Origin of the sequence: Kribbella sp. NPDC051770, from assembly GCF_040681455.1 — a bacterium.
Lineage (GTDB): Bacteria > Actinomycetota > Actinomycetes > Propionibacteriales > Kribbellaceae > Kribbella.
The window spans coordinates 561,410-586,747 of the sequence record NZ_JBFAYT010000001.1 but is presented as its reverse complement, the minus strand read 5'-3'; the positions used below and the strand labels follow the sequence as shown (position 1 = coordinate 586,747).

The 25,338-nt window shown below is 70.5% G+C and carries 22 protein-coding genes; 13 read left to right on the top strand and 9 right to left on the bottom strand.

Annotated elements, in window-relative coordinates; genetic code table 11:
* The first annotated feature begins 11 nt into the window (after positions 1-11).
* Positions 12-1,238: an MFS transporter gene (locus AB0M01_RS02745; RefSeq protein WP_363665126.1), complete on the top strand. Its 1,227-nt coding sequence runs from the start codon at positions 12-14 to the stop codon at positions 1,236-1,238.
* A 91-nt stretch (positions 1,239-1,329) separates the two neighbouring features.
* A complete protein-coding gene (gene moeZ / locus AB0M01_RS02740) occupies positions 1,330-2,520 on the top strand; it encodes an adenylyltransferase/sulfurtransferase MoeZ (protein ID WP_363665125.1) in 1,191 nt (396 codons plus the stop codon).
* A gap of 54 nt (positions 2,521-2,574) precedes the next feature.
* On the opposite strand, the gene AB0M01_RS02735 is transcribed toward moeZ, so the two are convergent.
* From AB0M01_RS02735 to AB0M01_RS02725, 3 genes are read right to left on the bottom strand one after another with little or no spacing between them, the layout of a single operon-like run.
* Positions 2,575-3,375 carry a maleylpyruvate isomerase family mycothiol-dependent enzyme gene (locus tag AB0M01_RS02735; RefSeq protein WP_363665124.1) on the bottom strand — a complete coding sequence of 267 codons (801 nt, stop codon included), beginning with the start codon at positions 3,373-3,375 and terminating at the stop codon, positions 2,575-2,577.
* Positions 3,376-3,377: 2 nt separating this feature from the next.
* Positions 3,378-4,016 carry a TetR/AcrR family transcriptional regulator gene (locus AB0M01_RS02730; protein WP_363665123.1) on the bottom strand — a complete coding sequence of 213 codons (639 nt, stop codon included), beginning with the start codon at positions 4,014-4,016 and terminating at the stop codon, positions 3,378-3,380.
* A 45-nt stretch (positions 4,017-4,061) separates the two neighbouring features.
* Positions 4,062-4,745: a hypothetical protein gene (locus AB0M01_RS02725; RefSeq protein ID WP_363665122.1), complete on the bottom strand. Its 684-nt coding sequence runs from the start codon at positions 4,743-4,745 to the stop codon at positions 4,062-4,064.
* A 57-nt stretch (positions 4,746-4,802) separates the two neighbouring features.
* Between AB0M01_RS02725 and AB0M01_RS02720 the strand changes: the two genes are divergently transcribed.
* The 3 genes from AB0M01_RS02720 to AB0M01_RS02710 all read left to right on the top strand — a co-directional run bounded on the left by AB0M01_RS02720 (position 4,803) and on the right by AB0M01_RS02710 (position 6,486).
* Complete coding sequence (locus tag AB0M01_RS02720) at positions 4,803-5,069, top strand: DUF2277 domain-containing protein (protein ID WP_184797091.1); 267 nt, start codon at positions 4,803-4,805, stop codon at positions 5,067-5,069.
* A 246-nt stretch (positions 5,070-5,315) separates the two neighbouring features.
* Positions 5,316-6,155 (top strand): TIGR03560 family F420-dependent LLM class oxidoreductase, encoded by an 840-nt coding sequence (locus AB0M01_RS02715; protein WP_363665121.1) that lies wholly within the window; start codon positions 5,316-5,318, stop codon positions 6,153-6,155.
* 34 nt (positions 6,156-6,189) lie between these two features.
* Positions 6,190-6,486 carry an MGMT family protein gene (locus AB0M01_RS02710; protein ID WP_363665120.1) on the top strand — a complete coding sequence of 99 codons (297 nt, stop codon included), beginning with the start codon at positions 6,190-6,192 and terminating at the stop codon, positions 6,484-6,486.
* Here the strand turns inward: AB0M01_RS02710 and AB0M01_RS02705 are convergent.
* A complete protein-coding gene (locus AB0M01_RS02705; RefSeq protein ID WP_363665119.1) occupies positions 6,483-7,004 on the bottom strand; it encodes an ester cyclase in 522 nt (173 codons plus the stop codon). The two genes, AB0M01_RS02710 and AB0M01_RS02705, sit on opposite strands and share 4 nt — an antisense overlap.
* Before the next feature lie 56 nt (positions 7,005-7,060).
* Between AB0M01_RS02705 and AB0M01_RS02700 the strand changes: the two genes are divergently transcribed.
* The 4 genes from AB0M01_RS02700 to AB0M01_RS02685 all read left to right on the top strand — a co-directional run bounded on the left by AB0M01_RS02700 (position 7,061) and on the right by AB0M01_RS02685 (position 17,052).
* Complete coding sequence (locus AB0M01_RS02700) at positions 7,061-7,702, top strand: helix-turn-helix domain-containing protein (protein WP_363665118.1); 642 nt, start codon at positions 7,061-7,063, stop codon at positions 7,700-7,702.
* A 39-nt stretch (positions 7,703-7,741) separates the two neighbouring features.
* The gene (locus AB0M01_RS02695) at positions 7,742-10,501 is read left to right on the top strand and encodes a BTAD domain-containing putative transcriptional regulator (protein ID WP_363665117.1); all 2,760 of its coding nucleotides are present in this window, start codon (positions 7,742-7,744) and stop codon (positions 10,499-10,501) included.
* A gap of 84 nt (positions 10,502-10,585) precedes the next feature.
* Positions 10,586-13,810, top strand: a complete 3,225-nt coding sequence (locus AB0M01_RS02690) for an ATP-dependent DNA helicase (protein ID WP_363665116.1) — start codon at positions 10,586-10,588, stop codon at positions 13,808-13,810.
* Complete coding sequence (locus AB0M01_RS02685; protein ID WP_363665115.1) at positions 13,810-17,052, top strand: ATP-dependent DNA helicase; 3,243 nt, start codon at positions 13,810-13,812, stop codon at positions 17,050-17,052. The genes AB0M01_RS02690 and AB0M01_RS02685 overlap by 1 nt, the downstream gene beginning before the upstream one ends.
* Positions 17,053-17,441: 389 nt before the next feature.
* Here AB0M01_RS02685 and AB0M01_RS02680 read toward each other — a convergent pair whose 3' ends face one another.
* A complete protein-coding gene (locus AB0M01_RS02680) occupies positions 17,442-18,011 on the bottom strand; it encodes a Uma2 family endonuclease (protein ID WP_363665114.1) in 570 nt (189 codons plus the stop codon).
* Between the two features lie 68 nt (positions 18,012-18,079).
* Positions 18,080-18,643, bottom strand: a complete 564-nt coding sequence (locus AB0M01_RS02675) for a Uma2 family endonuclease (RefSeq protein ID WP_363665113.1) — start codon at positions 18,641-18,643, stop codon at positions 18,080-18,082.
* Between the two features lie 210 nt (positions 18,644-18,853).
* On the opposite strand from AB0M01_RS02675, the gene AB0M01_RS02670 reads away from it, so the two are divergent.
* Entirely contained in the window at positions 18,854-19,534 is a 681-nt protein-coding gene (locus AB0M01_RS02670; protein WP_363665112.1) for a GPP34 family phosphoprotein, read from the top strand.
* Positions 19,535-19,656: 122 nt separating this feature from the next.
* On the opposite strand, the gene AB0M01_RS02665 is transcribed toward AB0M01_RS02670, so the two are convergent.
* Both AB0M01_RS02665 and deoD read right to left on the bottom strand, forming a co-directional pair.
* The gene (locus AB0M01_RS02665) at positions 19,657-20,172 is read right to left on the bottom strand and encodes a hypothetical protein (RefSeq protein WP_363665111.1); all 516 of its coding nucleotides are present in this window, start codon (positions 20,170-20,172) and stop codon (positions 19,657-19,659) included.
* Between the two features lie 20 nt (positions 20,173-20,192).
* Positions 20,193-20,906, bottom strand: a complete 714-nt coding sequence (deoD, locus tag AB0M01_RS02660) for a purine-nucleoside phosphorylase (RefSeq protein ID WP_363665110.1) — start codon at positions 20,904-20,906, stop codon at positions 20,193-20,195.
* A gap of 43 nt (positions 20,907-20,949) precedes the next feature.
* Between deoD and nudC the strand changes: the two genes are divergently transcribed.
* Positions 20,950-21,873: an NAD(+) diphosphatase gene (gene nudC / locus AB0M01_RS02655; RefSeq protein WP_363665109.1), complete on the top strand. Its 924-nt coding sequence runs from the start codon at positions 20,950-20,952 to the stop codon at positions 21,871-21,873.
* A gap of 22 nt (positions 21,874-21,895) precedes the next feature.
* Here the strand turns inward: nudC and AB0M01_RS02650 are convergent, their stop codons facing one another.
* Entirely contained in the window at positions 21,896-22,135 is a 240-nt protein-coding gene (locus tag AB0M01_RS02650) for a mycoredoxin (protein ID WP_363665108.1), read from the bottom strand.
* Positions 22,136-22,237: 102 nt separating this feature from the next.
* Here AB0M01_RS02650 and AB0M01_RS02645 point away from each other — a divergent pair, with 102 nt between their 5' ends.
* Complete coding sequence (locus AB0M01_RS02645) at positions 22,238-24,361, top strand: ATP-dependent DNA helicase UvrD2 (protein ID WP_363665107.1); 2,124 nt, start codon at positions 22,238-22,240, stop codon at positions 24,359-24,361.
* Between the two features lie 683 nt (positions 24,362-25,044).
* A complete protein-coding gene (locus AB0M01_RS02640; RefSeq protein ID WP_344179750.1) occupies positions 25,045-25,332 on the top strand; it encodes a WhiB family transcriptional regulator in 288 nt (95 codons plus the stop codon).
* Positions 25,333-25,338: the final 6 nt, after the last annotated feature.

Here is a 25,338-nt window from a genome sequence, read left to right as displayed (position 1 = left end):
ACAGTCCAGGGATGCGCCGGCGCGAGATCTGGGGAACTCTCTCGGGTCCGGCGCGTTTCCTGGTCGTCAACCAGTTCGGGGTCTGGCTGGGCTTCTTCCTGGTCGTCCCACTGCTGGCCACCCGCGGCACGGTCGAGCTGGGCATCAGCAGTGCCGCGGTGGGGCTCGTGCTCGGCTGGCGGACCTTCTCGCAGCAGGGGCTGATGTTCGGCGCCGGGCTGTTCGCCGACCGAATCGGTCTCCGGGCGGCACTGCTGATCGGCAGTGCCGCCCGCTCGGTCTCGCTGGTGATGCTGGCCTTCGCCGAGCAGCTGTGGAGCCTGCTGGTCGCCATCACGGTGTTCGGGCTGGCCGGGTCGCTCATCGCGCCCTCCACTCGCGCCTACCTCGGTGTGGCCGCCGGCGAGCGGCGCAGCGAGGCGTTCGCGCTGTTCAACAGCGCCTCGGTGCTGGGCTCCGCGATCGGCCCGCTGATCGCGGTCGCCGCCTCCCCGCTGGGCTTCCGGACCACCTGTCTGCTGGCCGCCGTGGTGTTCACCGCGATGGCAGTCGGCCAGCTCCGCGTGCTGCCACCAGCTCCCACTCCAACGGCTCCGGCGCTGAAGCAGGCGGTGCTGGCGATTCTCCGCTCCCGCCGGCTGCTGCGGTTCAGTGCTTCAGCCAGCGGCCAGTACGCCGTCTGGAACGGCGCCTTCCTGCTGCTGCCACTGGAGGCGACCCGGCTGACCGGGTACGCCGCGGTCGGGACGGGCACGGTGTTCGTGCTGATCGCGGTGACCACTGTGGCGTTGCAGGTGCGGCTGCTCGTGCTGCAGCGGCGGCTGGGGACCATCCGGGCTGCCGCGGCTGGGGTGGCGCTGACTGCGGTGGGCTTCGGGGCTGTCGTGGCGACCAGGGCTGGGTGGCCGGAGGACGTCGTACCGGGTGGAGGTCAGCTGGTTCCGATCGGGCTGCTGCTGGTCGGGACGGTGGTGATCGCCGCCGGGAACGCGCTGGCGGTGCCACCGATCCAGGACCTGACGGCCGCGCTGGCTCCGCCCGGACAGGTTGCGGCGGCGTACGGGATCAACGGGCTGTTCGCCGGGACGGTCTCGGCGGTGGTGGTGCCGCTGGTCGGGCGGGTCGACGACCTCGGGCAGGCCTCCGGGCAGCGCTGGACCGCGCCGGCGCTGGTCTGCCTGGTCGCGCTGGTGTCGGCGCTCGCCGTGAGACTGATGTACCGGAATGCGGACTCCTGACCGGCTGCTTGGGCCGGTGCGGGAACATGGGAGAGGGACGGACGGTTGAACCCGGAAATCCCCCGACATTCCCGCTGACGAGGAGCGCCCCGTGTCACTGCCACCGCTGGTCGAACCGGCCGCCGAGCTGACCATCGACGAGGTCCGCCGGTACTCGCGGCACCTGATCATCCCCGAGGTCGGGATGGCCGGGCAGAAGCGGCTGAAGAACTCCAAGGTGCTGGTGATCGGCGCCGGCGGCCTCGGCAGCCCGGCCCTGCTCTACCTGGCCGCGGCCGGGGTCGGCACGCTGGGCATCGTCGAGTTCGACACCGTCGACGAGTCCAACCTGCAGCGCCAGATCATCCACGGGCAGTCCGACGTCGGCAAGTCCAAGGCGCAGTCGGCCAAGGAGTCGATCCTCGAGGCCAACCCGTACACCAACGTGGTCCTGCACGAGACCCGGCTGGACAACGACAACGTCTTCGAGATCTTCGAGCAGTACGACCTGATCGTCGACGGCACCGACAACTTCGCCACCCGGTACCTGGTCAACGACGCCGCGGTGCTGCTCGGCAAGCCGTACGTCTGGGGCTCGATCTACCGCTTCGACGGCCAGGTCAGCGTGTTCTGGGCCGAGAACGGCCCGTGCTACCGCTGCCTCTACCCCGAGCCGCCGCCGCCGGGCATGGTCCCGTCCTGCGCCGAGGGTGGCGTGCTGGGCGTGCTGTGCGCGTCGGTCGGCGCCGCGCAGGTGACCGAGGCGATCAAGCTGCTGACCGGGATCGGCGACCCGTCGCTGGGCCGGCTGAACATCTACGAGGCCCTCGACCTGAACTGGCGCGCCCTGAAGGTCCGCAAGGACCCGAACTGCGCGATCTGCGGTGAGAACCCGACGGTCACCGGGCTGATCGACTACGAGAACTTCTGCGGTGCGATCACCGAGGAGGCCGCCGACGCCGCCGCCGGCGCGACCATCTCGGTCAAGCAGCTCAGCGAGTGGATCAAGCTCAAGGACAACGGCGAGAAGGACTTCCTGCTGGTCGACGTCCGGGAGCCGAACGAGTACGAGATCAACAAGATCCCGGGCTCGGTGCTGATCCCGAAGGACCAGTTCCTGACCGGTGCCGCGCTGGAGAAGCTGCCGCAGGACAAGCAGCTGGTCTTCCACTGCAAGTCCGGTGTGCGCTCGGCCGAGGTGCTGGCGATCGCCAAGGGCGCCGGGTTCTCCGACGCCGTGCACGTCGGCGGTGGCGTGGTGGCCTGGGTCGACCAGATCGACCCGTCGCAGCCGTCGTACTGAGTTAGTTGCCTTCGGCCCCCGTCGTACTTCGGTACGGCGGGGGCCGCTCTGCGTCTAGAACGGCATCCGGCAGGTCGCGACCGCGTCGGCGCCGGCCTGGTCGCCGTCGACCAGCTCGACCACCGGGTGGTCGTCGCGGCCGGAAACCGTGCGCATGTAGCTGACCGCGTCGGTGCGGACGGTGGCCACCGGCGCTCCGGCGCCGAGCTGGTAGACGCCACCGCCCGGACCGGTGAGCTCCAGCACGACGGTCGGCCGGTCCTTCCAGAACGGGCCGTCGACCAGGTCGAGCGCGACCTGCGCGATCAGCTCCCCGGCGTACGGGCCTGCTGCGAACGGCCGGCCGAGCGCCTGGCAGACGTCGTCGCGGTGCATCCACAGGTCCCGGGCGAGCAGGATGTCCTGGACGTAGCCGAGCTCGATCGACTCGAAGCCGGGGATGCCCTCGATCGACAGCGTCATCCGGCGGACCAGCGCCGGGTTGCGGCTGATCGTCCGGGTCGCCTTCGACCACAGCCGATCGAAGCGGGCGCGCAGCGCGTCGGGCGGTGTACCGCGGTGGGCATCGGCCTGGAGCATCATGTGCGCGTCGAGCTGGACCACGTCGGGGTAGACCCGCTTGGCCTTGCGGTAGCGGAGCGGGAACGACCACGGGCGGATCACGTCCTCCGCCTGGCCGCACAGGTGACCGACGACGTCGGCGACGTCCCACACGTCGCAGACCGTCTGCCGGTGCCAGTCGTCGCCGTCGAGCGCGGCCAGGAACTCCCGCCAGGCCTCCAGCTCGCTGTCGCGGTGCAGCCGACACCGCTGCCGGTCCGCGCGCATGATCCCCTGTGCCTGTACTGCGATCATCGTTACCCCCTGGGTGGTGCGTACCGCTGCTGGAACATCTCCAGCACGGCCGGGAGCAGCCGGGTGAAGCGGCCGTCGTCGTACGACGCGTCCGGTTCGTTCGCCAGCTGCTGGGACAGGACGCCCGCGGTGACGGACGTGTAGAGCGCGATCCCGTCGTCGGAGACGGCGTCGGGGTGCAGCAGCCCGGCCGCGACGGCGGCCCGGAGATTGCCGCGAAGGTCCTCCATCGTCTCCTGCGCCGGTGCGTAGGCCTCCGGGCTCGGCGTGAACCCGGGCACCGTCCGCCAGAACAGCAGCTGCGAGTGGATCGGGTTCGCCATGCACCAGCGCCCGAACTCGATGGTGCAGATCCGCTCCAGCTCCAGCGGGTCCGCGGCCACCGCGGTCCGGACCGTCTCCCGCCGGACGTCCCGGAACGCCTCCGCCCCACGCCGGAACAACGCGTCGTAGATCGCCATCTTCGACGGGAAGTACTGGTAGAGCGACGGCGGCCGCATCCCCACCTCCCGCGCAACCGCGGACAGACTCAGCCCGGCGACCCCCTCGGCCTCCATCAACCGCACGGCCGCGGCCAGGATCTCGTCGATCGTCTGCTCCCGACGGCGGGCCCGACGGTCGAACGAGGGTGCTGTGCTCATGATCTGAGGAAAACCTAACGGTATTAGGTTGTCAAGATCCCGACGTCAGCGCTTGCGGTCGATAGTGGGGTCGCGGCGGCCGCGGCCGGTCATTGCTATCGGTTCGAGGCGGAGGTTGATCTTGGCGGCGCGGGCGCCGGCGATGTCCCAGAAGCCGAAGACGAAGGGCTTGTCGCGGTCGTACGGTTCCCAGAAGGCGAGCTGGACGTCGGCTGGGTTGAGGTGGCGCTTTTCGGGCTCCTCGCCGGCGGCGATCCGGGCGGCGTCCTGGGCGCAGGCGGCGACCTTGCGAGTGCCGCCGTACGCGGGAGTCCAGACGATGTCGGTGGTCGACGGGCCGTGGCGGGAGTTGAAGTAGCAGGGGACGCGGCGCTCGGGGAGCGGGCGGCCGGTGACGCGGGCCTGGACGCAGGCGATGGCGTACCGGCCGTCGGCCAGAGTGTCGGCGACGGTGTCCAGTTCCAACCTGGGGACCGCGCGTTTGGCCTGCTCGTACAGGTCAAGAGCTGTTTGGTAGTCCGCTTGGGTGGCACTGTCGAGCTGTAGTTCTGTCAGCGTTTCGCCCAGCCGGGCCAGTTGTTCGCCGTACTGGGTGACGTCCTCGTCGGCTCTGCGCTGGGCGTCCGCCAGCTCCGCCGCGCGGTGACGGCGGGTGCTGTGCCGGGCCCACAGGTACCGTCCGGCCGCGGCGACCCCTCCGCCGCCCAGGACGAACAGCACCAGCTCCATCACAAGACTGTAACCGCGACCGCCCCGGTTGTCCCCGGCTCCGGCTACCGTCGGAGCATGTGCCGAAACATCACTGTCCTGAGAGGCCTGGAGCCGTCCGCGACCTCCGAGGAGATCTACGCGGCCGCACTCCAGTACGTCCGTAAGGTGACCGGCGTCGGTTCGCTCAGCGCGACCACCCGCGAGCCGATCGAGCGTGCCGCGGCCGAGGTCGCGCGGATCACCGAGGCGCTGCTGGAGGAGATGCCGGCCCGCCGGGTCCCGCCGCAGACGGTGCCGCCGTTGCGCCGCCCGGAGGTGCGGGCGCGCCTCGGTCTCGACTGACCGCGCGCTCGGGTCGCGCGCTCACCACGCGCGCGCTCACTTACCCCGCGCTCGTCCCGCGCGCTCACCACACGCGCGCTCACTCACCCCGCGCTCGTCCCGCGCGCTCACCACACGCGCGCTCACTCACCCCGCGCTCACCGCGACGGCGTCCGGGCGTGAAGTCTGGTCCGGCCGGGTGTCTGACCGGCACGATTCCGGGGTAGGTTGCAGCTTCGGTAAGCCCTTACCCAGTGGAGGCGTGCGATGCGGTTCGCGATCAAGACCCGGCCTGAACACACGACGTGGCAGCAGATGCGGGATGTCTGGGTGGCCGCGGACCAGTTCGAGATCTTCGAGTCGGCCTGGCACTGGGACCATTTCTACCCGCTCACCGGTGACATGGCCGGCCCGAACCTCGAGGGCTGGACGACGCTGGCCGCGCTGGCCCAGGCGACCAGCCGGATCCGCGTCGGCTGCCAGGTCAGCGGGATGATCTACCGGCACCCGGCTGTGCTGGCGAACATGGCCGCGACCACCGACATCATCTCCGGCGGCCGCCTCGAGCTCGGCGTCGGCGCGGGCTGGAACGAGATGGAGACCGCGGCGTACGGGATCGACCTGCCGCCGCTGAAGGAGCGCTTCGACCGGTTCGACGAGGGCGTCGAAGCGATGGTCGCGCTGCTCACCGAGAAGGTCGCCAACTTCGACGGTCAGTACGTGAAGCTCACCGACGCGTACTGCGAGCCGAAGGCCGTGCAGACCCCGCACCCGCCGATCACGATCGGCGGCAAGGGCCCGAAGCGGACGCTGCGGGCGGTCGCGCGCTGGGCCCAGCAGTGGAACGTGATCGTGCCGGGCCCGGAGGAGTGGACGCCGCTCAAGCAGGTGCTGGTCGACCACTGCGACAAGCTCGGCCGCGACGTCAACGAGATCACCTGCTCGGTCAACGTCCGGATCGACCCGGACAAGCCGCTCGACGACGCCGTCGCCAGCGCGGCGGCGTACGCCGAGGCCGGTGTCGACCTGGTCGTGATGAACCTGCCGCTGGACGCCCCGCCGTCGGTCCTCGAGCCGCTGGCCAAGGCGCTGGCCCCGCTGGCCTGAAACCTTGTCGGTCCCGGGCGATAACGTGTCGCCCGTGGACCGGGAGGAGTACGTCGAGGCGGTGCTGCGGGCGGTCGAGTCGATCCCACCGGGCCAGGTGGCGACGTACGGCGACATCGCCGTGTACGTCGGGCAGGGCGGCCCGCGGCAGGTCGGCGCGATCATGCGCGAGTACGGCGGCGGTGTGCCGTGGTGGCGCGTCATCCGCGCCAGCGGCGTACCGGCTGACGAGGTCGGCGGCGAGCAGCTCGAGCTGCTGCGCGGCGACGGCGTCCGGGTCACCAACGGCAAGGTCAACCTGCGCCAAGTCCGCTGGGACCCGGAGGACTAGGCGGCCTTGCGCGCCCGCGACTTCGCGCGCGCCATCTTCATCAGGTAGATCGGCGTCGGCGGGACCCAGCCGAGCTGCGTCGCCTGACCGAGGTCGTCGCGGTTGGCCCAGTGCTCGATCACCAGTCCGTCCTCGATCCGCAGCCAGTGCGACTGGGTGACCGCGAAGGTGCGGCCGGTCGGCGGGAACACCGTGTCCACCGACCCGTCCTCGGCGTGCACCACGAACGGCGCCACGTGCCGCCCGCGCATCGTCGTCCGGACCGCCACCATGTTGCCTTCCGCAACGACTTCGTGGATGTCGTAGCCGAGCTCGGCGAACGCCGTCCGCAGCCAGACCGCGGTCGCCCAGAACCCCTCCGGTCCGGGCGTCCGCGCGGCCGGCGGCTCGACGTCGTCCTCGCGGTTCACCGCGGCCGGGTGCACGACCCGGTCGAACTCGGCGCGCTCACCGTCGGCCATCATCAGGATGCTGCGGACCGCGAGGGCCTTGGCGTCGCTCGACACGGTGCTGTTCATGTCCCCTCCAGATTCGATACAGTCTTACTGTCCCCAAATCAGGATGGAACCACCCGATGGCCGAAGTCAAGAGGTCGTACGACGCGTCCGGCCGCCGCGAGCAGGCCGCGGCCCGGCGCCGCGCGGTGGTCGCCGCGGCCCAGGATCTGTTCGCCCGCGACGGTTTCCGGGCCACCACGATCGCCGCGGTGGCCCGGACCGCGGGCGTCTCGGCGGAGTCGGTCTACAAGGGTTTCGGCACCAAGGCGGCGCTGGCGAAGGCGGTCTTCGACCGGGTGATCGCGGGCGACGACGAGCCGGTCCCGATCGTCGAACGCTCCGAGGCGCAGGCGATCCAGGCCGAGCCCGACGTCCGCCGCAAGCTCCAGCTGTACGCCGGGGGAGTGGTCGAGCGGCAGGTCCGGTCGGCCGGCGTACAGATCCTGATCCGGGACGGGCGGCACGTCGACGAGTCGCTGGAGGAGGTCTGGCAGAACCTGCTGACCGAGCGGCTGACCGGGATGACCATGCTCGCGACGCACCTGCACGAGACCGGTCAGCTCCGCCCTGAGCTGTCGGTGGAAGAGGTGCGCGACCTGCTCTGGACCTACATCTCTGTCGAGATCTACGAGCTGCTGGTGCTCAACCGCGGCTGGCCGCTCGACCGCTACACCAGTTGGCTCAGCCACGCGCTGGTAGCGGCCCTGTGCGACCAGTGATCACTAGGCTGTCGGTGGAACCCGTCGAGAGGGGAACGCGTGCTGGAGATCCGGCTGCTCGGGCCCTTCGAGGTCCGGCGGGACGGCGTACCGGTGACGCTCCCGGGGCGGCAGCTGGTCGCGCTGACCAGCCTGCTCGCGCTGTCGGCGAACCGGCCCGTCCCGTTCGACGTACTGGCGGACCGGCTCTGGGGTGAGCGGCTGCCGAAGTCGGTCAAGTCGACGCTGCACACGTATGCGACCCGGCTGCGCAAGCACTTGGGCGACAGCGCGCTCCAGACGCACGCCGCTGGATACGTGCTGTGCGTGGAGCCGGACCAGGTCGACGCGCTGCGCCTGGCCGCCGTACTGCGGGAGGCGTCGGGAGACCTGAGTCGTCAGCGGGAGGTGCTGACGAGCGCTATCGACCTGTGGCGAGACAAACCGTTTGTCGGGTCGCCGTCCGACTGGCTGGCGACTGGAGAGTCAGCCCGGCTCACCGAGCTCCATCTGTCGGCCGTCGAGCAGCTGGTCGACCTCGACCTCGCCGAGGGCCGGTACGACGGCCTGCCGGCGGCGCTGCAGGAGCTGACCACCCAGCACCCGTTCCGGGAGTCGCTGTGGCACCGGCGGATCGCAGCACTCCGGCTCACCGATCGGACCGCCGAGGCGCTCGAGTGCTACGAGCAGATCCGTTCAGCTGTTGCCGACGAGCTGGGAGTGGACCCGTCGCCTGCACTGCAGCAGGAGTACGCCCGGTTGCTGGACTCCGACCTGGTTGGCGGCGGGTTCGAGGAGAGCAGCGCAGTCGGCGTACCGCGTCAGCTGCCGCCGGACGTCCACCGCTTCACAGGCAGGTCCGACGAGCAGGAGCAGCTCGGCAAGCTCCTCGACAACGCGCCGGACGGGCAGCCGACGTTCGTCACGCTCACCGGTCCCGGCGGCGCCGGCAAGACCAGCCTGGCCGTCCACTGGGCCCACCAGGTCAGCGAGCGCTACCCGGACGGCCAGCTGTTCATCAACCTGCGTGGGTTCGCCGCTGACGCACCTGTGCTCCCGGCGGTCGCGCTGCACGGCTTCCTCCAGGCACTCGGCGTACCGGCGAACACCATCCCCGCCGACCGCGCAGAACGCGCCGCACTGTTCCGTACGGCGACAGCCGGCAAGCGGATGCTGCTGCTGATCGACAACGCCCGCAACGCCGAGCAGGTCCGGGACTTGCTCCCTGCTTCTGGCTGCCTGGTCCTGGTCACCAGCCGCAACCAGCTCCGCTCGCTGTCGGCCCAGCTCGGCGCTACTCGGTTGATGCTCGATCCGCTCTCCACTGCTGATGCCATCGGGCTGCTGGCGGCCTCTGTCGGCAGCGATCGGGTAGCGGCCGAGCCGGAGGCCGTGGAGGAGTTGGCTGGCATCTGCGCCGGGCTGCCACTGGCACTGACCGTTGCAGCCGAGTCAGCTCGGCGGTCGAGTGGGAGTCCGTTCGCTGACCTCGTCCGTGCGCTGGAGGACGAGCAGCACACGCTCGACGTACTCGCTGATCCGGACGACGACCACGCGGACCTGCGCCGAGTGCTGTCATGGTCCTACCGGGTGCTGGAACCAGAGGCTGCTCGGCTCTTCCGCCTCCTCGGGCTGCACCCGGCCACGACGCTGCGGCTTCAGGCGGTGGCTGCGCTGGCTGACCTCGACGTGCGTGCGGCTGAGCGTCACCTGGATCGCCTGGTCGCTGCCAACCTGGTGAGCACCGCCCAGCGCGGCTCGTATCAGCTGCACGACTTGCTACGGGTCTATGCGGCGGAGCTGACGAGCCAGCTGGACAGCGGTGAGGAGCGGCAGACGGCGCTGGTACGCCTGCTGGACTGGTACCTGCACACGGTGCAGAACGCCCAGCGGTCGGTGACCACCGACGCCAGCGGTGCGTTCCTGATCCGTTCCGCCCACCAGCCGCTGACCTTCGCTGACACAGCGGCGGCGATGCGGTGGCTGCAGGAGGAGCAGTCCGCGCTGGTGCCCTGGATCAGGACCGCAATCAACGCCGGTTCGGACGAGCACGCGTGGCGGCTGGCCTGGCGGTTGCGGGTCTTCGTGGACATGGGGTTCCTCGTCGACGAAGGCCTGGAGACCGCACGCCTCGGGGTGCAGGCCGCGGAACGACTCGGTGCCCCGCGGCCGCGCTACCTCGCCTGGAACGTGCTCGGCAGTGCGGAGTACCGGGCCGACCGCGCCGACGCGGCCGAGCAGAGCGTACGGCGGGCGATCGAGATCGCCGCGGCCTGCGGCGACGTCCTGGCCGAGTCGATCTTCCGGACCAACCTCGCGCTGGCCCGTTGGATCGGCGGCGACCTCGACAGCGCGCTCGTCGAGGTGACGGCGGCCGCGGAGGTCGCGGCCCAGGTCAGGGAGCCGTCGGGCGAGCCGATGCAGGCCCACGCCGGGCACCTGGAGATGACCGCCGGCGCGATCAACCTCCTGCTCGGCCGGCTCGACGTCGCGCAGGCGCACACCGAGGAGGCGGTCCGGCTGACCCGGATCTCCGGCGACTGGCTGGTCGAGGCGCAGTCGCTGTCGAACCTGGCCGAGCTGTACGAGCTGCGGGACGACGACGCGACCGCGGAGTTCTACGCCGCCGAGTCGCTGGACCGGCTGCAGGGATTCAGTACGCCGACCGCGACGCTGGCGGCGCTCGTCGTACGGGTTCGGGTTGCTGTGCGGGCTGGGCGGATCGCTGATGCGCAGACGCTCGGGCGACGAGCGCTGGCGCTGTTCCCGGCCGGTGACGCGCGGACCGCGGAGATCCGCGAACTGCTCGCGCAGCACTGATTCCACCGTCCGCTGAGCGACCGTCGGCGCAGGCCTTCGGGGTGTGTTGCGGGGTTTGTCGGTGGCGTCTGATGGGATGGGGGAGTGGTCAGCAGAACAGGGTCCCGGTATCGGCTGGTGAAGTCGGCAGGGCGAGCGGAAGGGCCTTCCCCTGCGCCGGTTCTGGACGCTGATCAGCAGTCGGTGGTCGATCACCCGGGTGGGCCGCTGCTCGTGCTGGCGGGGCCGGGGACGGGGAAGACGACGACGCTGGTCGAGGCCGTCGTCGACCGGGTCGCCAACCGCGGGCTGAGCCCCGACCAGGTGCTGGTGCTGACGTTCGGGCGGAAGGCCGCGACCGAGCTGCGGGACCGGATCACCGGGCGGCTCGGCAAGACGACGCGCGTGATGCCGTCGATGACGTTCCACTCGTTCTGCTACGCGCTGCTGCGGCGGTTCACGCCGGCCGACGCGTTCGACGTACCGCTGCGGCTGCCGTCGGGGCCGGAGCAGTCGCTGCGGCTGAGCGAGGTGCTCGGCGGGAGCCGCGAGGTCGGCGTCGTGCACTGGCCGTCGAGCCTGCACCCGGCGCTCAAGACGCGCGGCTTCACCGACGAGGTGCAGGCCGTGATCGGCAAGGCGCGCCAGCTCGGGCTCGACCCGGAGGACCTGTCCGCGATCGGTCAGTCGGCGAGCCGGCCGGAGTGGGTCGCGGTCGGCGACTTCTTCGAGGAGTACCTGCAGATCCTCGACCACGAGCAGGTGCTGGACTACTCCGAGCTGATCCACCGCGCGGTGATCCTGGCCCAGCAGCCGCAGGTCCAGGCCAAGCTGCGCGAGGAGTTCAAGGTCGTCTTCGTCGACGAGTACCAGGACACCGATCCCGGGCAGACCAAGCTGCTGCAGGCGATCGCGGGCGACGGCCGGGACCTGGTCGTCGTGGGCGATCCGGACCAGTCGATCTACACGTTCCGCGGGGCCGACGTGCGCGGGCTGCTGCGCTTCACCGAGGAGTTCCCGACGGCGTCCGGGGAGCCTGCGGCGCAGATCGCGCTGGCCACGACCCGCCGGTTCGGTACGACGCTGCTGCGCGTCTCGCGCAACGTGGTGAACCGGCTCGGCGTCCCGGGCACGCTGGACCGCGACACCTTCGACCGCTTCCGCAACCCGGATGCGAGCGGCTGCGTCTTCGGCCCGGGCAAGGTCGAGGCGAACCTGTACTCGACCAGCGGCGCCGAGCTCGAGCACATCGCCGACCTGCTGCGCCGCGCGCACGTGCAGGACGGCGTCGGCTGGCACGAGATGGCCGTGCTGGTGCGCTCCGGGAGCATCTCGATCCCGCCGCTGCGGCGCGCGCTGGCGGCGGCCGGGATTCCGGTCGACGTGGCCGGTGACGAGCTGCCGCTGTCGCGGGAGCCCGCCGTACGGCCGATGCTGCTGGCGCTGCGTGCGGTGGCTGATCCTTCGACGTTGACGGTCGACGTCGTCCGGGCGCTGGCGCTGTCGCCGTTGGGGGCGATGGACGCAGGGCAGCTGCGGCGGCTTGCGCGCGTACTGCGGAAGCGGGACCGCGAGATCGCCGGCGGCCAACGGCTGCCGCGGTCGTCGGACGAGCTGCTCCGGGAGGCGATGCTCGACCCGCTGCTGCTCGACGAGCAGGCGTCCCCGGCCGAGGCGCGGTTCGTGGCGCTCGGCGAGAGGTTGCTCAAGGCAAGGAACATCGTGAACGCCGGCGCCGCGCCGGACGAGGTGATGTGGTCGCTGTGGTCGGAGTCGCCGTGGCTGCGCCGGCTCCGCGGCCAGGCGAACAGCGGCGGCGAGGTGGCGCGGGCGGCGAACCGGGACCTCGACTCGCTGTGCGCGCTGTTCGACGCGGCCGGGCGAGCCGAGGAGCAGGTCGGGTTCAAGGGCGTCTCGGCGTTCCTGAGCGAGCTGGAGAACCTCGACATCGCGGCCGACAACCGGTACGACGCGACGTACCGGGAGGCCGGCGTACAGCTGATGACGGCGCACCGGTCGAAGGGGCTGCAGTGGCGGCTGGTTGTCGTCGCGAGTGTGCAGGAGGGGCAGTGGCCTGACCTGCGGCGGCGGGGGTCGTTGCTGGAGCCGGACCGGTTGGGGCCGGACGGGCTGGTCGAGCCTTTGTCGGCGGGAGCGATCCTGGCCGAGGAGCGGCGGTTGTTCTACGTCGCGATCACGCGGGCGCGGGAGCGGCTGATCGTGACCGCCGTGCAGGCGCCGGAGGCGGACGGGGATCAACCGTCGCGGTTGCTGGCGGAGCTGGACATTCCTTTGAAGCTGGTCGCCGGCCGGCCGCGGCGGCCGTTGTCGTTGCCGGGTCTGGTTGCTGATCTGCGGTGCGTGCTGGCCGATCCGGCGTCGTCGCCTGCGTTGAAGCGGGTCGCGGCGGATCGGCTCGCTCAGCTGGCAGACGCCGAAGACGAGCGGGGGTATGCGCTGGTCCCGACGGCCGAGCCGGAGCGCTGGTGGGGTGTGCGGGAGCGGACGCGGTCGGAGGTGCCGATCGCTGTTGACGACGAGCCGGTGCCATTGTCCGGGAGCGCGCTGACGACGATCGTGGACTGCCCGCTGCGGTGGTTCCTGCAGCGGAAGGCCGGTGGGGAGACACCGAGTACGTCGGCGATCGGGTTCGGCATGGTGCTGCACACGCTGGCCGACGCGGTCGCGACCGGGACGCTGCCACCGGACGCCGACGAGCTGAACGGCTGGCTCGACAAGGTGTGGACGCAGCTCGAGTTCGAGTCGTCGTGGATCTCGGACCGCGAGCGGGTCGAGGCCGAGCAGGCGCTGCGCCGCTTCGTCGCGTGGCACCAGGGCCGCCCGGACCGGCGACTGGTCGGCTCCGAGGTCGACTTCAGCGTGATGCTCCCCGACGAGGAGAAGCCCGGCGTCCAGGTCAAGGGCCGGATGGACCGCATCGAGCAGGACGGCGACGGAAAGATCCGCGTCATCGACCTGAAGACCGGGCGCACGGTCCCGACCAAGCCCGCGCTGGAGCGGCATGTCCAGCTGGCCATCTACCAGCGCGCGATCGCCTCCCGCCAGCTGAAGCTCCTCGGCGAGGACGCCGAGAGCGGTGGCGCCGAGCTGGTGCAGCTGCGGCACGACGACATCGGCCTCCCGAAGGTCCAGGGGCAGGCGCCGCTGGAGCCTGACGAGGAGGGCCGCACCTGGCTCGACGAGGCCGTCGAGAACGCGGAGGCGATGGTCCGCTCGGAGGAGTTCACCGCCAAGCGCAACGACGGGTGCACGCGGTGCGACGTACGGGGTCTGTGTCCTATCCAGCCTGAAGGCCGGGAGATCGTCTGATGGCTGCCGCCAAGCTGGAAACCACCGCCGACCTGGTCGAACTGCTGGGGATCCCTTTCAGCGACCAGCAGCTGGAGGCGATCACCGCGCCGTTGGCTCCTGGGGTGATCGTCGCCGGCGCCGGATCCGGCAAGACGACGGCGATGGCCGCGCGCGTCGTCTGGCTGATCTGCACCGGCCAGGTGAAGCCCGAGGAGGTGCTCGGGCTGACCTTCACCAAGAAGGCCGCCAACGAGCTCGACGTGCGGATCCGCGAGGACCTGACCAAGGCCGGCGTACTGGGCTCGACGTTGCCGCCTGATCAGCATCCACTGCTCGCCGCCCACCTGCGCAAGAACGTCCCGAACTGGGAGCCCGAGGAGCCCGGCGAGCCGGTCGTCTCGACGTACCACGCCTTCGCCGGCACGCTGATCGCCGAGCACGGCCTGCGGCTCGGGCTCGAGCCCGACGTGCGCGTGCTGGCCGACGCGACCCGCTTCCAGCTCGCCGGGCGCGTCGTACGGCGCTCGGCCGGGCCGATCCGGCACGCGTCGCACCACGTACCGACGCTGGTGAACAGCCTGCTCGCGCTCGACGGCGAGCTGGCCGACCACCTGCTGCGCGCCGACGACATCCGCGACCACGACGAGGCCGTCCGGCAGGAGGTCGCGGCGGCGCGCAAGCAGACCGTCGACGTGAAGAAGCTCGCCGAGACCGCGTTGAAGCGCGGTGAGATCGTGCAGCTGGTCGAGGAGTACCAGGCGTACAAGGTCGAGCGCGGTGTCGTCGACTTCGCCGACCAGATGGCGCTCGGCGCGAGGCTCGCGGAGGAGTGCCCGGAGGTCCCGGCGATCGAGCGCGGCCGGTACAAGGTGGTGCTGCTCGACGAGTACCAGGACACCTCGGTCTCGCAGCGACGCATGCTGACCGCGCTGTTCGCGGGCGCGGACCCGTCGACCGGTCGCGGGCACCCGGTCACCGCCGTCGGCGACCCCTGCCAGGCGATCTACGGCTGGCGCGGCGCCTCGGTCGCGAACCTGGACGAGTTCCCCGAGCACTTCCGGCAGGCCGACGGCTCGCCCGCCCAGCGGTACGTGCTGAGTGTCAACCGGCGCTGCGGCAGCCGCATCCTCGCCGCCGCGAACCAGCACGCGACCGAGCTGTACCAGCAGCACCCCGGCGTCATCCCGCTCGAAGCGCCCGAGGGTGCGCCGGAGGGCGCGATCACCGTCGGGCTGTTCGAGACCCGCTCGCAGGAGATCGAGTGGATCGCCGACTCGATCGTCGCCGCGCACAAGCTGCCGAACCGGAAGTGGAAGGACATCGGCATCCTGATGCGGACGAACGTCGACCTGTCCGCGGTGCACGAGGCGCTGATCGCGCGCAAGGTGCCGGTCGAGGTCGTCGGGCTCGGCGGGCTGCTCGCGCTGCCCGAGGTCGTCGACGTGGTCGCGACGCTGCAGGCCGTCAACGACCTGACCGCGAACGCCGCGATGCTGCGGATCCTGACCGGTCCGCGGTTCCGGATCGGGCACCGGGACCTCGCGCTGCTGGCGAATCGCTCGCGGGTGCTCGCCGACGGAGGCGACCGGCCCGCGGCTGACGACCTGGTCGCGGCGCTGGACGCGGCCGTCGCGGGGATGGATTCGACCGAGGTGATCTCGCTTGCTGAGGCGGTGGACGATCCGGGACCTGCTGCGTGGGGGTACTCGGCGGACGCGCTCGAGCGGTTCCTGGAGCTGTCCACCGAGCTGCGCGAGCTGCGCGCGCACGCGGGGGAGCCGCTGCTCGACCTCGTACGCCGGGTGATCAGCACGATCGGGCTCGACGTCGAGCTGACCGCGACGCCGGATCATGTCGACTCCGGCCGGCGTGATCACCTGGCCGCGTTTTTGGATGCCGTGGGCAACTTCGTGTCGACCGAGTCGGACGGGTCGCTGGACGGGCTGCTGGCCTACCTCGCGGCCGAGGAGGAGTACGCCGCGGGCCTCGACCTCGCCGTACCGAGCGAGGCGGACTCGGTGAAGCTGCTCACCACGCACCGGTCGAAGGGCCTGGAGTGGCCGGTCGTGTTCGTGCCGACGCTGGTGAACAAGGTGTTCCCGTCCGACCGCGGGCGCGACAAGTGGACGACCAACGCCAAGGTGCTGCCCTGGCCGCTGCGCGGCGACGCGGACACGCTGCCCGACTTCCACGACCTGTCGAACGCCGGGCTGAAGGCGTTCGCCGAGGAGTGCAAGCAGGTCAACGCGCTGGAGGAACGGCGCCTCGGGTACGTCGCGTTCACGCGCGCGAAGGAGGTGCTGATCGCGACCGGGCACTGGTGGGGCCCGACGCAGAAGCGGCCGCGCGGACCGTCGGCGTACCTGGAGGTGCTGAAGCAGCACGCGGGGGAGCGGGTGGTCTCCTGGGCCTCGCAGCCTGAGCTTTCGGAGGAGAACCCCGAGCTGGCCGAGCAGACGCAGGCCGCGTGGCCGGCGCCGTACGACCGCCCGGCGTACGAGCGACGGCTGGAGGGTGCGGCGCTGGTCCAGCTGTCGCGCTCCGAGGGTCCTTCGGCGGACGCCGAGGAATCGCTGTTCCTGGACGAGCAGGCGACCGTCGCCCGCTGGGACTCGGAGATCGAGCGGTTGCTCACCGAGGCCCGGGAGAGCCGCAGCCGCAAGGCGTACGACGTCGAGCTTCCACGCTCCCTCTCCGCGACCCAGGTCATGCGCCTCGCCAAGGACCCCGACGGCCTGGCCTCCGAACTGGCCCGCCCGATGCCCCGCAAACCCAACCGCGCCGCCCGCTTCGGCACCCGCTTCCACGCCTGGGTGGAGAGCTACTTCGGCCAGCAGTTCCTGATCGACCCCGACGACCTCCCCGGCGCCGCCGACGAGGGCATCGTCGACGACACCGACCTCACCGAACTGATGGACGCCTTCCGCGTCGGCCCGTACGGCGAACGCGCCCCGTACGAGATCGAGGCCCCCTTCGCCCTGTCCATCGGCGGCCGCGTCATCCGCGGCCGCATCGACGCCGTCTACCAGTCCGTCCGCCCCGACGGCTCCCGCGGCTACGACGTCATCGACTGGAAAACCAGCCGCACCGAAACCGCCGACCCCCTCCAGCTGGCCATCTACCGAGTCGCCTGGGCCGAACTCGTCGGCCTCCCCCTCCACCAGGTCGGAGCAGCGTTCTACTACGTCCGCACCGGCGACGTGGTCCGCCCCGACAACCTGCCCACCCGAGAGGCGCTGATCGACCTCCTGAACGCCTGACCGGAAGCCGATGACCTCGTGCGGGAGCGCAGCACGAGCCGTCGGGGCGCGCCTGCCGAAGCAGGTGCAAGAGCCGCGTCTACCGGTGCTCCACACCACCTGACGTCGCACCCCGGCGCTCTACACCACCCGATGCCGCACGCCGGCGCCCTACACCACCCGGTGCCTCACTTCGGCACTGTCGCCACACCTGCGCAGGAATCACGGGAGTGCGGTGAGCACGTCGGGAGTTTCCACGAGCTGTCTCGGCCTCCACCTCTGCCGATACCGCACCCACCAAGGGCTGTGCCGGTGCTGACACCGGAGGTGGCCCGGCCGCTCCCCTGCGACGGTCGAGCCTCTCCGGCGGCCCGTCCCCGCGCAAGGTCGGACGGGCGGTTGATTTGGCGTCAGACCCTGGGCTGTGGTTTGGGGAAGAGGTCAGAGGGGACGACGGTGAGCGGGAACGGCTTGGCGGTCTCGTAGGTTTCGGTGGGATTGATCACCACCGGGTCGTTGTATTTGCCTTGGGCAAGTTCTCGGACGGTCAGCGTCCGGGCTTCGGGGTCGACGAGCCAGTAGGCGGGGATGCCTGCTGTTTCGTACAAGGTTTTCTTGAGGGTCTGATCGATCGTGCGGGTGACGTCGGAGGTCACCTCCACCACCAGCTGGACCGCGGAGTTGACCGGACCGCTGGAGATCTGACCGGCGTGGCAGACCAGCGCGTCTGGTTGGAGGACGGTTCGAGGGGTGGGTTGGTACTGCGGGCTCACCATCACCTGGAACTGCGCCGTGCTGTTGCGGCGCAGGAGGAAACCCAGTTCCAGTACTACTGCTTGCTGCGCCGCCCCACCATGCGGCGCCGCCACCAGAACCCCATCCACCAACTCGCACACCAAGGCCCACGGCAGCTTCCCCAGGTCAGCTGCCGTGAACCGATCACCCGCAGGCACCCACCCACACCCCGAACCGTCGCTCATACGTCAACGGTCAGGCCTGCAGCGGCTCCTGGGGAGGCCAGATCGCAATCTGCCCCGAGATGCCCCGGTCAGCCGGCGTTGACGGGCCGCACCAGCTCGCTCGGGACCACCGGTACGGCGAACGGCAACGCCGCCTGGAAGATCTCGTTGCCCTTGGCTACAGCCCGCTCGACGTAGGCTCCGTCGACGAGCTCGAGTACGGTCAGCTCCTCCGCCTCGGGATCGAACAGCCAGTACGACGTCACGCCGGCCTCCTCGTACAGGGCGCGCTTGAGCAGCAGGTCCGTCATCCGCGTGCTCGGCGAGAGGATCTCGACCGCCAGCAGCAGCGGACAGAACTCAACTCCTCGGGGACCGATGTCATCGGAGCGGCAGACGAGGAGGTCGGGCTGCAGAGAACGCTGCTTGTTCGGGCGGAAGTCGAAAGGAGCAAAGAACACCTCGAGTTCCTCAGGGCATGCCGGTTGGAGCCGGAGGAAGAGCTGACCGGCGACCCGTTGGTGGATCGCAAGTGGTGCCGGTGTCACCAGCAGCTGCCCGTCGACCAGTTCGTAGCGCATGCCGTCGTCAGGCAGGGTGTCGAGATCCGCCAGGGTGAATCCGCCCGGCTCAAGTGTCTGCACGCTTTCCATGGTGCCTCCTTCGTGGACATGCGACCAGCGTCAGCTGTCTGACGTGCCGTGGAGTGCCAAATCGGGGGTCTTTCCCGGGGCATCCGGTGATCTGCCCCGAGTTGCCCCACGATCTGCCCTGGGTTGCCCCGTCGGACTACTACTGAAGGAGTAGGTGGATCAGCCGCGCGGCTGATGTTGGGGGAGCGGGCGAGGTCTTACGTTGGGGGCATGTTGATCGCCGAGGACCTCTTGCTGCTGCTGTACGACGACGAGACCGGTAAACCGTTGGCCGGGTCGCCGGGGTTGGACTACGGGCTGGCGGGGGCGGTCGTGGTCGAGCTGACGTTGCTCGGGAAGGTGGACATCACGACCGACCGGGACGAGGGGAAGCCGGGGCGGTTGAAGGTGCTCGATGGTTCGCCGACCGGGGACGTGGTGCTGGACGAGCGGCTCGCGGTGCTGGTGGACAAGGCGGGGAAGCGGCCGAAGGACGCGATGCGGAAGGTGTCCAAGAACCTGCGGGAGCCGTTGCTGCGGCGGTTGGCCGAGCGGGGGATCCTGCAGGCCGAGGACGCCAAGGTGCTCGGGTTGTTCCCGGTGACGCGGTGGCCGGCGAAGGATGCTCGGCACGAGGCGGAGGTGCGGGCGGCGCTGGAGCAGGTGCTGAAGCTCGGTACTCCGCCGGATGAGCGGACCGGTGCGCTGATCGCGTTGCTGAGCGCGCTGAACGTGGTGCCGAAGGTTGTCACCGATGCGGTCGACAAGCGGGCGTTGAAGCGGCGGGCCAAGGAGATCGCGCAGTCGGAGTGGGCCGCTGAAGCCGTACGGCGAGCGGTGCAGGAGATGCAGGCCGCTGTGACGGCCAGCATCGTCGTGGCGTCGTCTGCGGCGGGGTCCGGCAGCAGCTGAGCCGAGCGCGAGCCGCGCGGCGCACTGGCTAGCGACCAGCGGGGAGCTGCCAGCGCACCAGCACACGAGCAAGAGCCCAGCGGGGTGCCACCACCACACCAGCAGGTGGCACCCCCACAGCACTACTCAGCCGTGCAGTCGGCCTTGCACAGCCGGTCCATCAGCGACAGGTGCGCACCAGGTTCCTCGGTGTCCACCTCCACCGACAGCTCCACCTGCCAGTCGCCTTCGACGACCTGCGCCGTGGTCTTCCCCGACTGCTGACCGAACCACTCGACGATCGGCGCAGCCGGTACGACGTGCGCGATCTCCAGTGCCTTCGGCAGCACCTTGCCGATCTCGCTGGTGGCGGTCGCGGCGCTGCCGAGCGAGTGCAGCGAGATCACCGGCGCCCGCTTGTGGTCGCCGGTCAGCACCCAGACGGCCACCGGGCCCGTCGTACAGATGGCGTAGTCGCCGTCGCGGCCGCACTTGTAGCCGGCGCCGGTCAGACCGGTGACCACCTCGGCAGCGGGGATGTCGGCCGCGGCCGACGGGGTAGTACTCGTTTGACCGGCCGCCGCAGCAGCCGGAGCCTCACCGGACGTCTTGTCGTCGCTGGAGCAGGCCGTGGTACCGATGAGCAGGGCAGTGCTCACCAAGGTGACGGCGTACCGCTTCAGACCGGCACCTCGACGGCCGCGTCGAGCGCGATCGTGATCATCTCGGAGAAGGTGGTCTGGCGCTCCTCGGCCGACGTCTCCTCCTTGGTGATCAGGTGGTCCGACACGGTCATGATGCCGAGCGCGCGGCGGCCGAACTTGGCGGCCAGCGTGTAGAGCGCCGAGGCCTCCATCTCGATCCCCAGGACGCCGTACTCGGCGGTCCGCGAGACCAGGTCGGGGCGGTCGTTGTAGAACAGGTCGCCGGAGAACACCTGGCCGACGTGCACGTTCAGCCCCGCTGCGGACGCGGCGTCGGCGGCGGCGCGCAGCAGCTGGTAGTCGGCGGTCGGCGCGTAGTCGATGCCGTGGAAGCGCAGCCGGTTCATCTGCGAGTCGGTGCTGGCCGACATCGCGACGATCACGTCGCGGATCTTCACCTTCTCGGTCAGCGCCCCGCAGGTGCCGACCCGGATCAGGGTCTGGACGTCGTACTCGGCGAACAGCTCGTTGGCGTAGATGGAGGCCGACGGCTGACCCATCCCGGAGCCCTGGACGGAAACCCGTTCGCCCTTGTAGGTCCCGGTGAAGCCGAACATGTTCCGGACCTCGTTGTACCGGATCACGTCCGTCAGGTAGGTCTCGGCGATCCACTGCGCCCGCAGCGGGTCACCGGGGAACAGCACGCGGGGAGCGATCTGTCCCTTCTCGGCGGCGATGTGAATACTCATGCCGGGATGCTCTCACGGTTGCCGTCCGGGATAGGTTGCAGCTGTGGCCTTTTCGATCGATCCAGCTTCGCTCGCGCTGTCCCGTTCCGTGCTCGACCGGGCGGCCGACCGCAGACGCGACGACGAGTGGCTGGCCAAGGCGTGGGCCGCTCCGGACACCCAGGTCGCGCTGCTGATGGGTGACCGGCTGGCGCTCGACGAGGCCCGTACGGCGCTCAGCTTCGTCGCGCCCGAGGCGGCGCCGGAGGGTGAGCGGATCTTCCTCGGCATCGACCGCGAGGCCGGCGCCGGGCGGACGGCTGACGGGCGCGCCGTGTTCGGCGTACTGGTCCCGGGCGAGCCGGAGCCGGCGTACGGCGGGCTGCGGGAGATCGGCGGCGTGCTGGACGACCGCGAGGCCGGGATCGCGGTCAACCTGGTCGGCCTGGCGAACTGGCACGCGATCAACACGCACTGCTCGAACTGCGGCGAGCACACCGTGGTCACCAACGCCGGGCACGTCCGCGAGTGCCCCAACTGCGGGATGCACCACTTCCCGCGCAGCGACCCGGCCATCATCGTGCTGGTCACCGACGACCAGGACCGCGCCCTGCTCGGCCGCAACGAGAACTGGCCCGAGGGCCGCTACTCGACGCTCGCCGGGTTCGTCGAGCCGGGCGAGTCGCTCGAGGCCGCCGTACGGCGTGAGGTGCTGGAGGAGACCGGCGTCGTGATCGGCGACGACGTCGAGTACGCCGGTTCGCAGCCGTGGCCGCTGCCGCAGAGCCTGATGCTCGGCTACTACGCGAAGGCGACCGGTTTCGCGATCGAGGTGGACGACGACGAGATCGTCGACGCCCGCTGGTTCAGCCGGGCCGACCTGGCCGCGCAGATCGCCGACCAGACGCTGGCGCTGCCGGGCAACATCTCGATCTCGCGCCGCCTGATCGAAGGCTGGTACGGCGAGGAGCTGCCGGGCAGCTGGTGACCCAGCGCCCGGCGCGCACCGGCTAGGCGACGAGCTTCTCCGCGACCTGCGCGAGGCTCGGGTTGGTCATCGCGGTCCCGTCGGGGAACACCACCGTCGGGACGGTCTGGTTGCCGTTGTTGATCTTCTCGACGATCTCGGCCGCGCCCGGGGTCTGCTCGATGTCGACCTCGGTGAACTCGATGCCGGCCCGCTTGAGCTGGCCCTTCAGGCGGTGGCAGTAACCGCACCAAGGGGTCGAGTACATCGTGAATGCCGCCATCGTGGCCCGCTCCGTCTCTGTCGTGGGCGACTTGTCAGTCGTCCCGTCTAGGGTTGTCCCCGTCCTATCGGAGAACCACGACGTCAGGGGTCCTGTTCCCGCATGTCTCAGCGCGTGAGTGACATCACACGAGCCGTTGCGAGCCGCTCGGCCGACGAGCTGCTGGAGGCCCTCGACCCCGAGCAGCGCGCCGTCGCCACCGCGCTGCACGGCCCGGTCGTGGTGATGGCCGGAGCGGGGACGGGCAAGACCCGGGCGATCACCCACCGGATCGCGTACGGCGTACGGACCGGCACCTACGACCCGGTCCGGGTGCTGGCGGTGACCTTCACCCAGCGCGCGGCCGGTGAGATGCGTGGCCGGCTCGGCCAGCTCGGTGCGGACGGCGTCCAGGCCCGTACCTTCCACTCCGCGGCGCTGCGCCAGGCCCGCTTCTTCTGGCCCAAGGTGTACGGCTCGGAGCTGCCACCGATCGCCGACCGCAAGTTCCCGCTGCTCACCGAGGCGGCCGGGCGCTGCCGGGTCCGCGTCGACACGCCCGCGCTGCGCGACCTGGCCGGCGAGGTCGAGTGGGCCAAGGTCAGCAACGTCCGGCCCGACGACTACGCGCGGATCGCGCCGCGGTCCGGGCGCGCGCTGGCCGCGTTCGACCCGGCCACGATCGCGCGCGTGTTCGCGGCGTACGAGGACGTGAAGCTGGAGCGCGGCCGGATCGACCTGGAGGACGTGCTGCTCTGCGCGGTCGCGCTGCTGGCCGAGGACGAGCGGGTCGCGGCCGAGATCCGCCGCCAGTACCGGACCTTCGTCGTCGACGAGTACCAGGACGTCAGCCCGCTGCAGCAGAGCCTGCTCGACCTGTGGCTCGGCGGCCGCGACGACGTCTGCGTGGTCGGCGACCCGGCCCAGACCATCTACTCCTGGGCCGGCGCGGATCCGGAGAACCTGGTCCGGTTCGCCTCCAAGCACCCGAACGCGAACGTGATCAAGCTGGTCCGCGACTACCGGTCCACCCCGCAGGTCGTCGACGTGGCGAACAAGATCCTCGACGCCGCCGGGCCGGCCGGGCTGCCCGGCCGGGTGACGCTGCGCTCGCAGCTCGAGCCCGGGCCGTCGCCGGTCTACCGGGAGTACTCCGACGAGGTCGCCGAGGCGGACGCCGTGGCGCGAGCGGTCCAGCGGCTCACCGACGAGGGGGTCGCGCTGCGCGACATCGCGGTGCTCTTCCGGACCAACGCCCAGTCGGAGAACTTCGAGCAGGCGCTGGCCGAGCGGAAGATCCCGGCCGTGCTGAAGGGTGCGGAGCGGTTCTTCGAGCGACCGGAGATCCGGCAGGCGGCGATGCTGCTGCGCGGCCAGGTGAAGGGCGGCGACCCGGGCGACGACCTGCAGGAGACGGTCCGCGGCGTACTGGGTGGTGCCGGGTGGACGCTGGAGCCGCCGGCCGGCAAGGGCGCGGTGCGGGACCGCTGGGAGTCGCTGAGCGCGCTGGTGACGATGGCGGCCGACTTCGCCAAGGCGCATCCCGAGGCCGGGCTGGTCGACCTGATGACCGAGCTCGACCGGCGCGCCTCCATCCAGCACGCGCCGCTGGCCGAGGGGGTCACGCTGGCGACGCTGCACACGGCCAAGGGCCTGGAGTGGGAGTGCGTGTTCATCGTCGGGGCCCACGAGGGGACCCTGCCGATCAGCTACGCCCAGACCCCGGCCCAGGTGGAGGAGGAGCGGCGGCTCTTCTACGTCGGGGTGACGCGGGCCAAGCAGCAGCTGTTCGTCAGCTGGTCGACGTCGCGCTCGCCGGGCGGCCGCGGGACCAGGGGCCCGACGCGGTTCCTGGACCCGGTCGGCGTCCGCGGGTCCTCCCGTCCGGCGGCGCAGGAGTGGCAGCCGAACGGCCGGACCGGGAGGGAGCGGACGGACAAGCCGATCCCGAAGTGCCGGGTCTGCGGCCGCGGCCTGCTCGACGCCGGCGCTCGCAAGCTCGGCCGCTGCGAGGACTGCCCGTCGACGATGGACCAGCAGCTGTACGACGCGCTGCTGGCCTGGCGCGCCGAGCGGGCCGCGCAGGAGAGCGTCCCGGCGTTCGTGATCTTCACCGACGCCACGCTGACCGCGATCGCCGAGGCCCGGCCCACCGACGAGCGCGAGCTGCTCCGGATCCCGGGTATCGGGCGGACCAAGCTGACGAAGTACGGCGAACCGGTGATCGTGATCTGCACCCGGCAGTAGTTGAATTCTGTTGCAGGGTTGAGGGTCCGCGGCGCACGATGGACGAAGCGCTTCTGCCGACAGCAGACAGCGCGGCACTTGGATGACCGAGGCAACGAATTCGGAGCGTGCGGACAGGGCGCCGGAGCGTGCCGCCGAGCGGGCCCGAGCGGTGACTTCGGGGCCTCGCGGCGGCAGCTTCCGGCCAATGTCAGAAACTGCCGTTAAATAGTTTGCGGGGCTCGCGCGCCTCGGCGTACTGTTCTTTCTGCGGTCACCGGTGTGGCCGAAAACTTCAAACTACAGCGATCGAGCTTGCCGCCCGTTCGCGACAACGAGAGGAGGTGCCTGGGAAATGATCACGAACATGACGATGAAGCCGAAGTTCGTCGGTAGCACGCTGCCGTGCGCCCTGATCCCGGGTGCCGCTTCGCGTCTGCACGTCGAGACCGTTGTTCTCACGGCCAAGGCCTACGCCCCGATCCAGGGCGGAGCTGTCGGTGATGTGAAGCGTGGCGGTTCGGGTTCTCGATCTTGGAGTCCACCGGTCTGACTCTCGAAGTCAGCCGGCACCTCCGAGGCCGCGGAACCCACCAAGGGTCCCGCGGCCTTTTTGTTTGTCAGCCCACAGTTTGCCGGCCACCAACCGGTGGCCGGTTCGGACGACAAGAGATCAGCAAGACAGTCACTAGGAGGTGACCGGAATGAGCGTTAGCTTCCTCGATGCATTCACCGAGGTGGCAACGTCGCAGGACCTGCCCTGTCGGTCCTACGCGCCAGAACTCTTCTTCGCAGAGTCCCCGTCGGACGTGGAGTACGCGAAGTCTCTCTGCACGACCTGCCCGTTGCAGGCCGAGTGCCTGGCCGGTGCGCTGGAGCGCTCCGAGCCCTGGGGGGTGTGGGGAGGCCAGCTGTTCGTCCAGGGGGTGGTCGTGCCGCGCAAGCGTCCCCGTGGACGTCCCCGCAAGAGCGACACCGTGACCGCCGCCTGATCCACC

What these genes read in the sequence shown, in the direction of transcription:
- deoD (WP_363665110.1), bottom strand. Translation starts at nt 20,906, where the DNA reads ATGAGTATTCACATCGCCGCCGAGAAGGGACAGATCGCTCCCCGCGTG.
- AB0M01_RS02720 (WP_184797091.1), top strand. Translation starts at nt 4,803, where the DNA reads ATGTGCCGAAACATCACTGTCCTGAGAGGCCTGGAGCCGTCCGCGACC.
- AB0M01_RS02675 (WP_363665113.1), bottom strand. Translation starts at nt 18,643, where the DNA reads ATGGAAAGCGTGCAGACACTTGAGCCGGGCGGATTCACCCTGGCGGAT.
- AB0M01_RS02730 (WP_363665123.1), bottom strand. Translation starts at nt 4,016, where the DNA reads ATGAGCACAGCACCCTCGTTCGACCGTCGGGCCCGCCGTCGGGAGCAG.
- AB0M01_RS02735 (WP_363665124.1), bottom strand. Translation starts at nt 3,375, where the DNA reads ATGATCGCAGTACAGGCACAGGGGATCATGCGCGCGGACCGGCAGCGG.
- AB0M01_RS02725 (WP_363665122.1), bottom strand. Translation starts at nt 4,745, where the DNA reads ATGGAGCTGGTGCTGTTCGTCCTGGGCGGCGGAGGGGTCGCCGCGGCC.
- AB0M01_RS02640 (WP_344179750.1), top strand. Translation starts at nt 25,045, where the DNA reads ATGAGCGTTAGCTTCCTCGATGCATTCACCGAGGTGGCAACGTCGCAG.
- AB0M01_RS02650 (WP_363665108.1), bottom strand. Translation starts at nt 22,135, where the DNA reads ATGGCGGCATTCACGATGTACTCGACCCCTTGGTGCGGTTACTGCCAC.
- AB0M01_RS02700 (WP_363665118.1), top strand. Translation starts at nt 7,061, where the DNA reads ATGGCCGAAGTCAAGAGGTCGTACGACGCGTCCGGCCGCCGCGAGCAG.
- AB0M01_RS02745 (WP_363665126.1), top strand. Translation starts at nt 12, where the DNA reads ATGCGCCGGCGCGAGATCTGGGGAACTCTCTCGGGTCCGGCGCGTTTC.
- AB0M01_RS02670 (WP_363665112.1), top strand. Translation starts at nt 18,854, where the DNA reads ATGTTGATCGCCGAGGACCTCTTGCTGCTGCTGTACGACGACGAGACC.
- AB0M01_RS02685 (WP_363665115.1), top strand. Translation starts at nt 13,810, where the DNA reads ATGGCTGCCGCCAAGCTGGAAACCACCGCCGACCTGGTCGAACTGCTG.
- AB0M01_RS02645 (WP_363665107.1), top strand. Translation starts at nt 22,238, where the DNA reads ATGTCTCAGCGCGTGAGTGACATCACACGAGCCGTTGCGAGCCGCTCG.
- AB0M01_RS02680 (WP_363665114.1), bottom strand. Translation starts at nt 18,011, where the DNA reads ATGAGCGACGGTTCGGGGTGTGGGTGGGTGCCTGCGGGTGATCGGTTC.
- AB0M01_RS02715 (WP_363665121.1), top strand. Translation starts at nt 5,316, where the DNA reads ATGCGGTTCGCGATCAAGACCCGGCCTGAACACACGACGTGGCAGCAG.
- AB0M01_RS02705 (WP_363665119.1), bottom strand. Translation starts at nt 7,004, where the DNA reads ATGAACAGCACCGTGTCGAGCGACGCCAAGGCCCTCGCGGTCCGCAGC.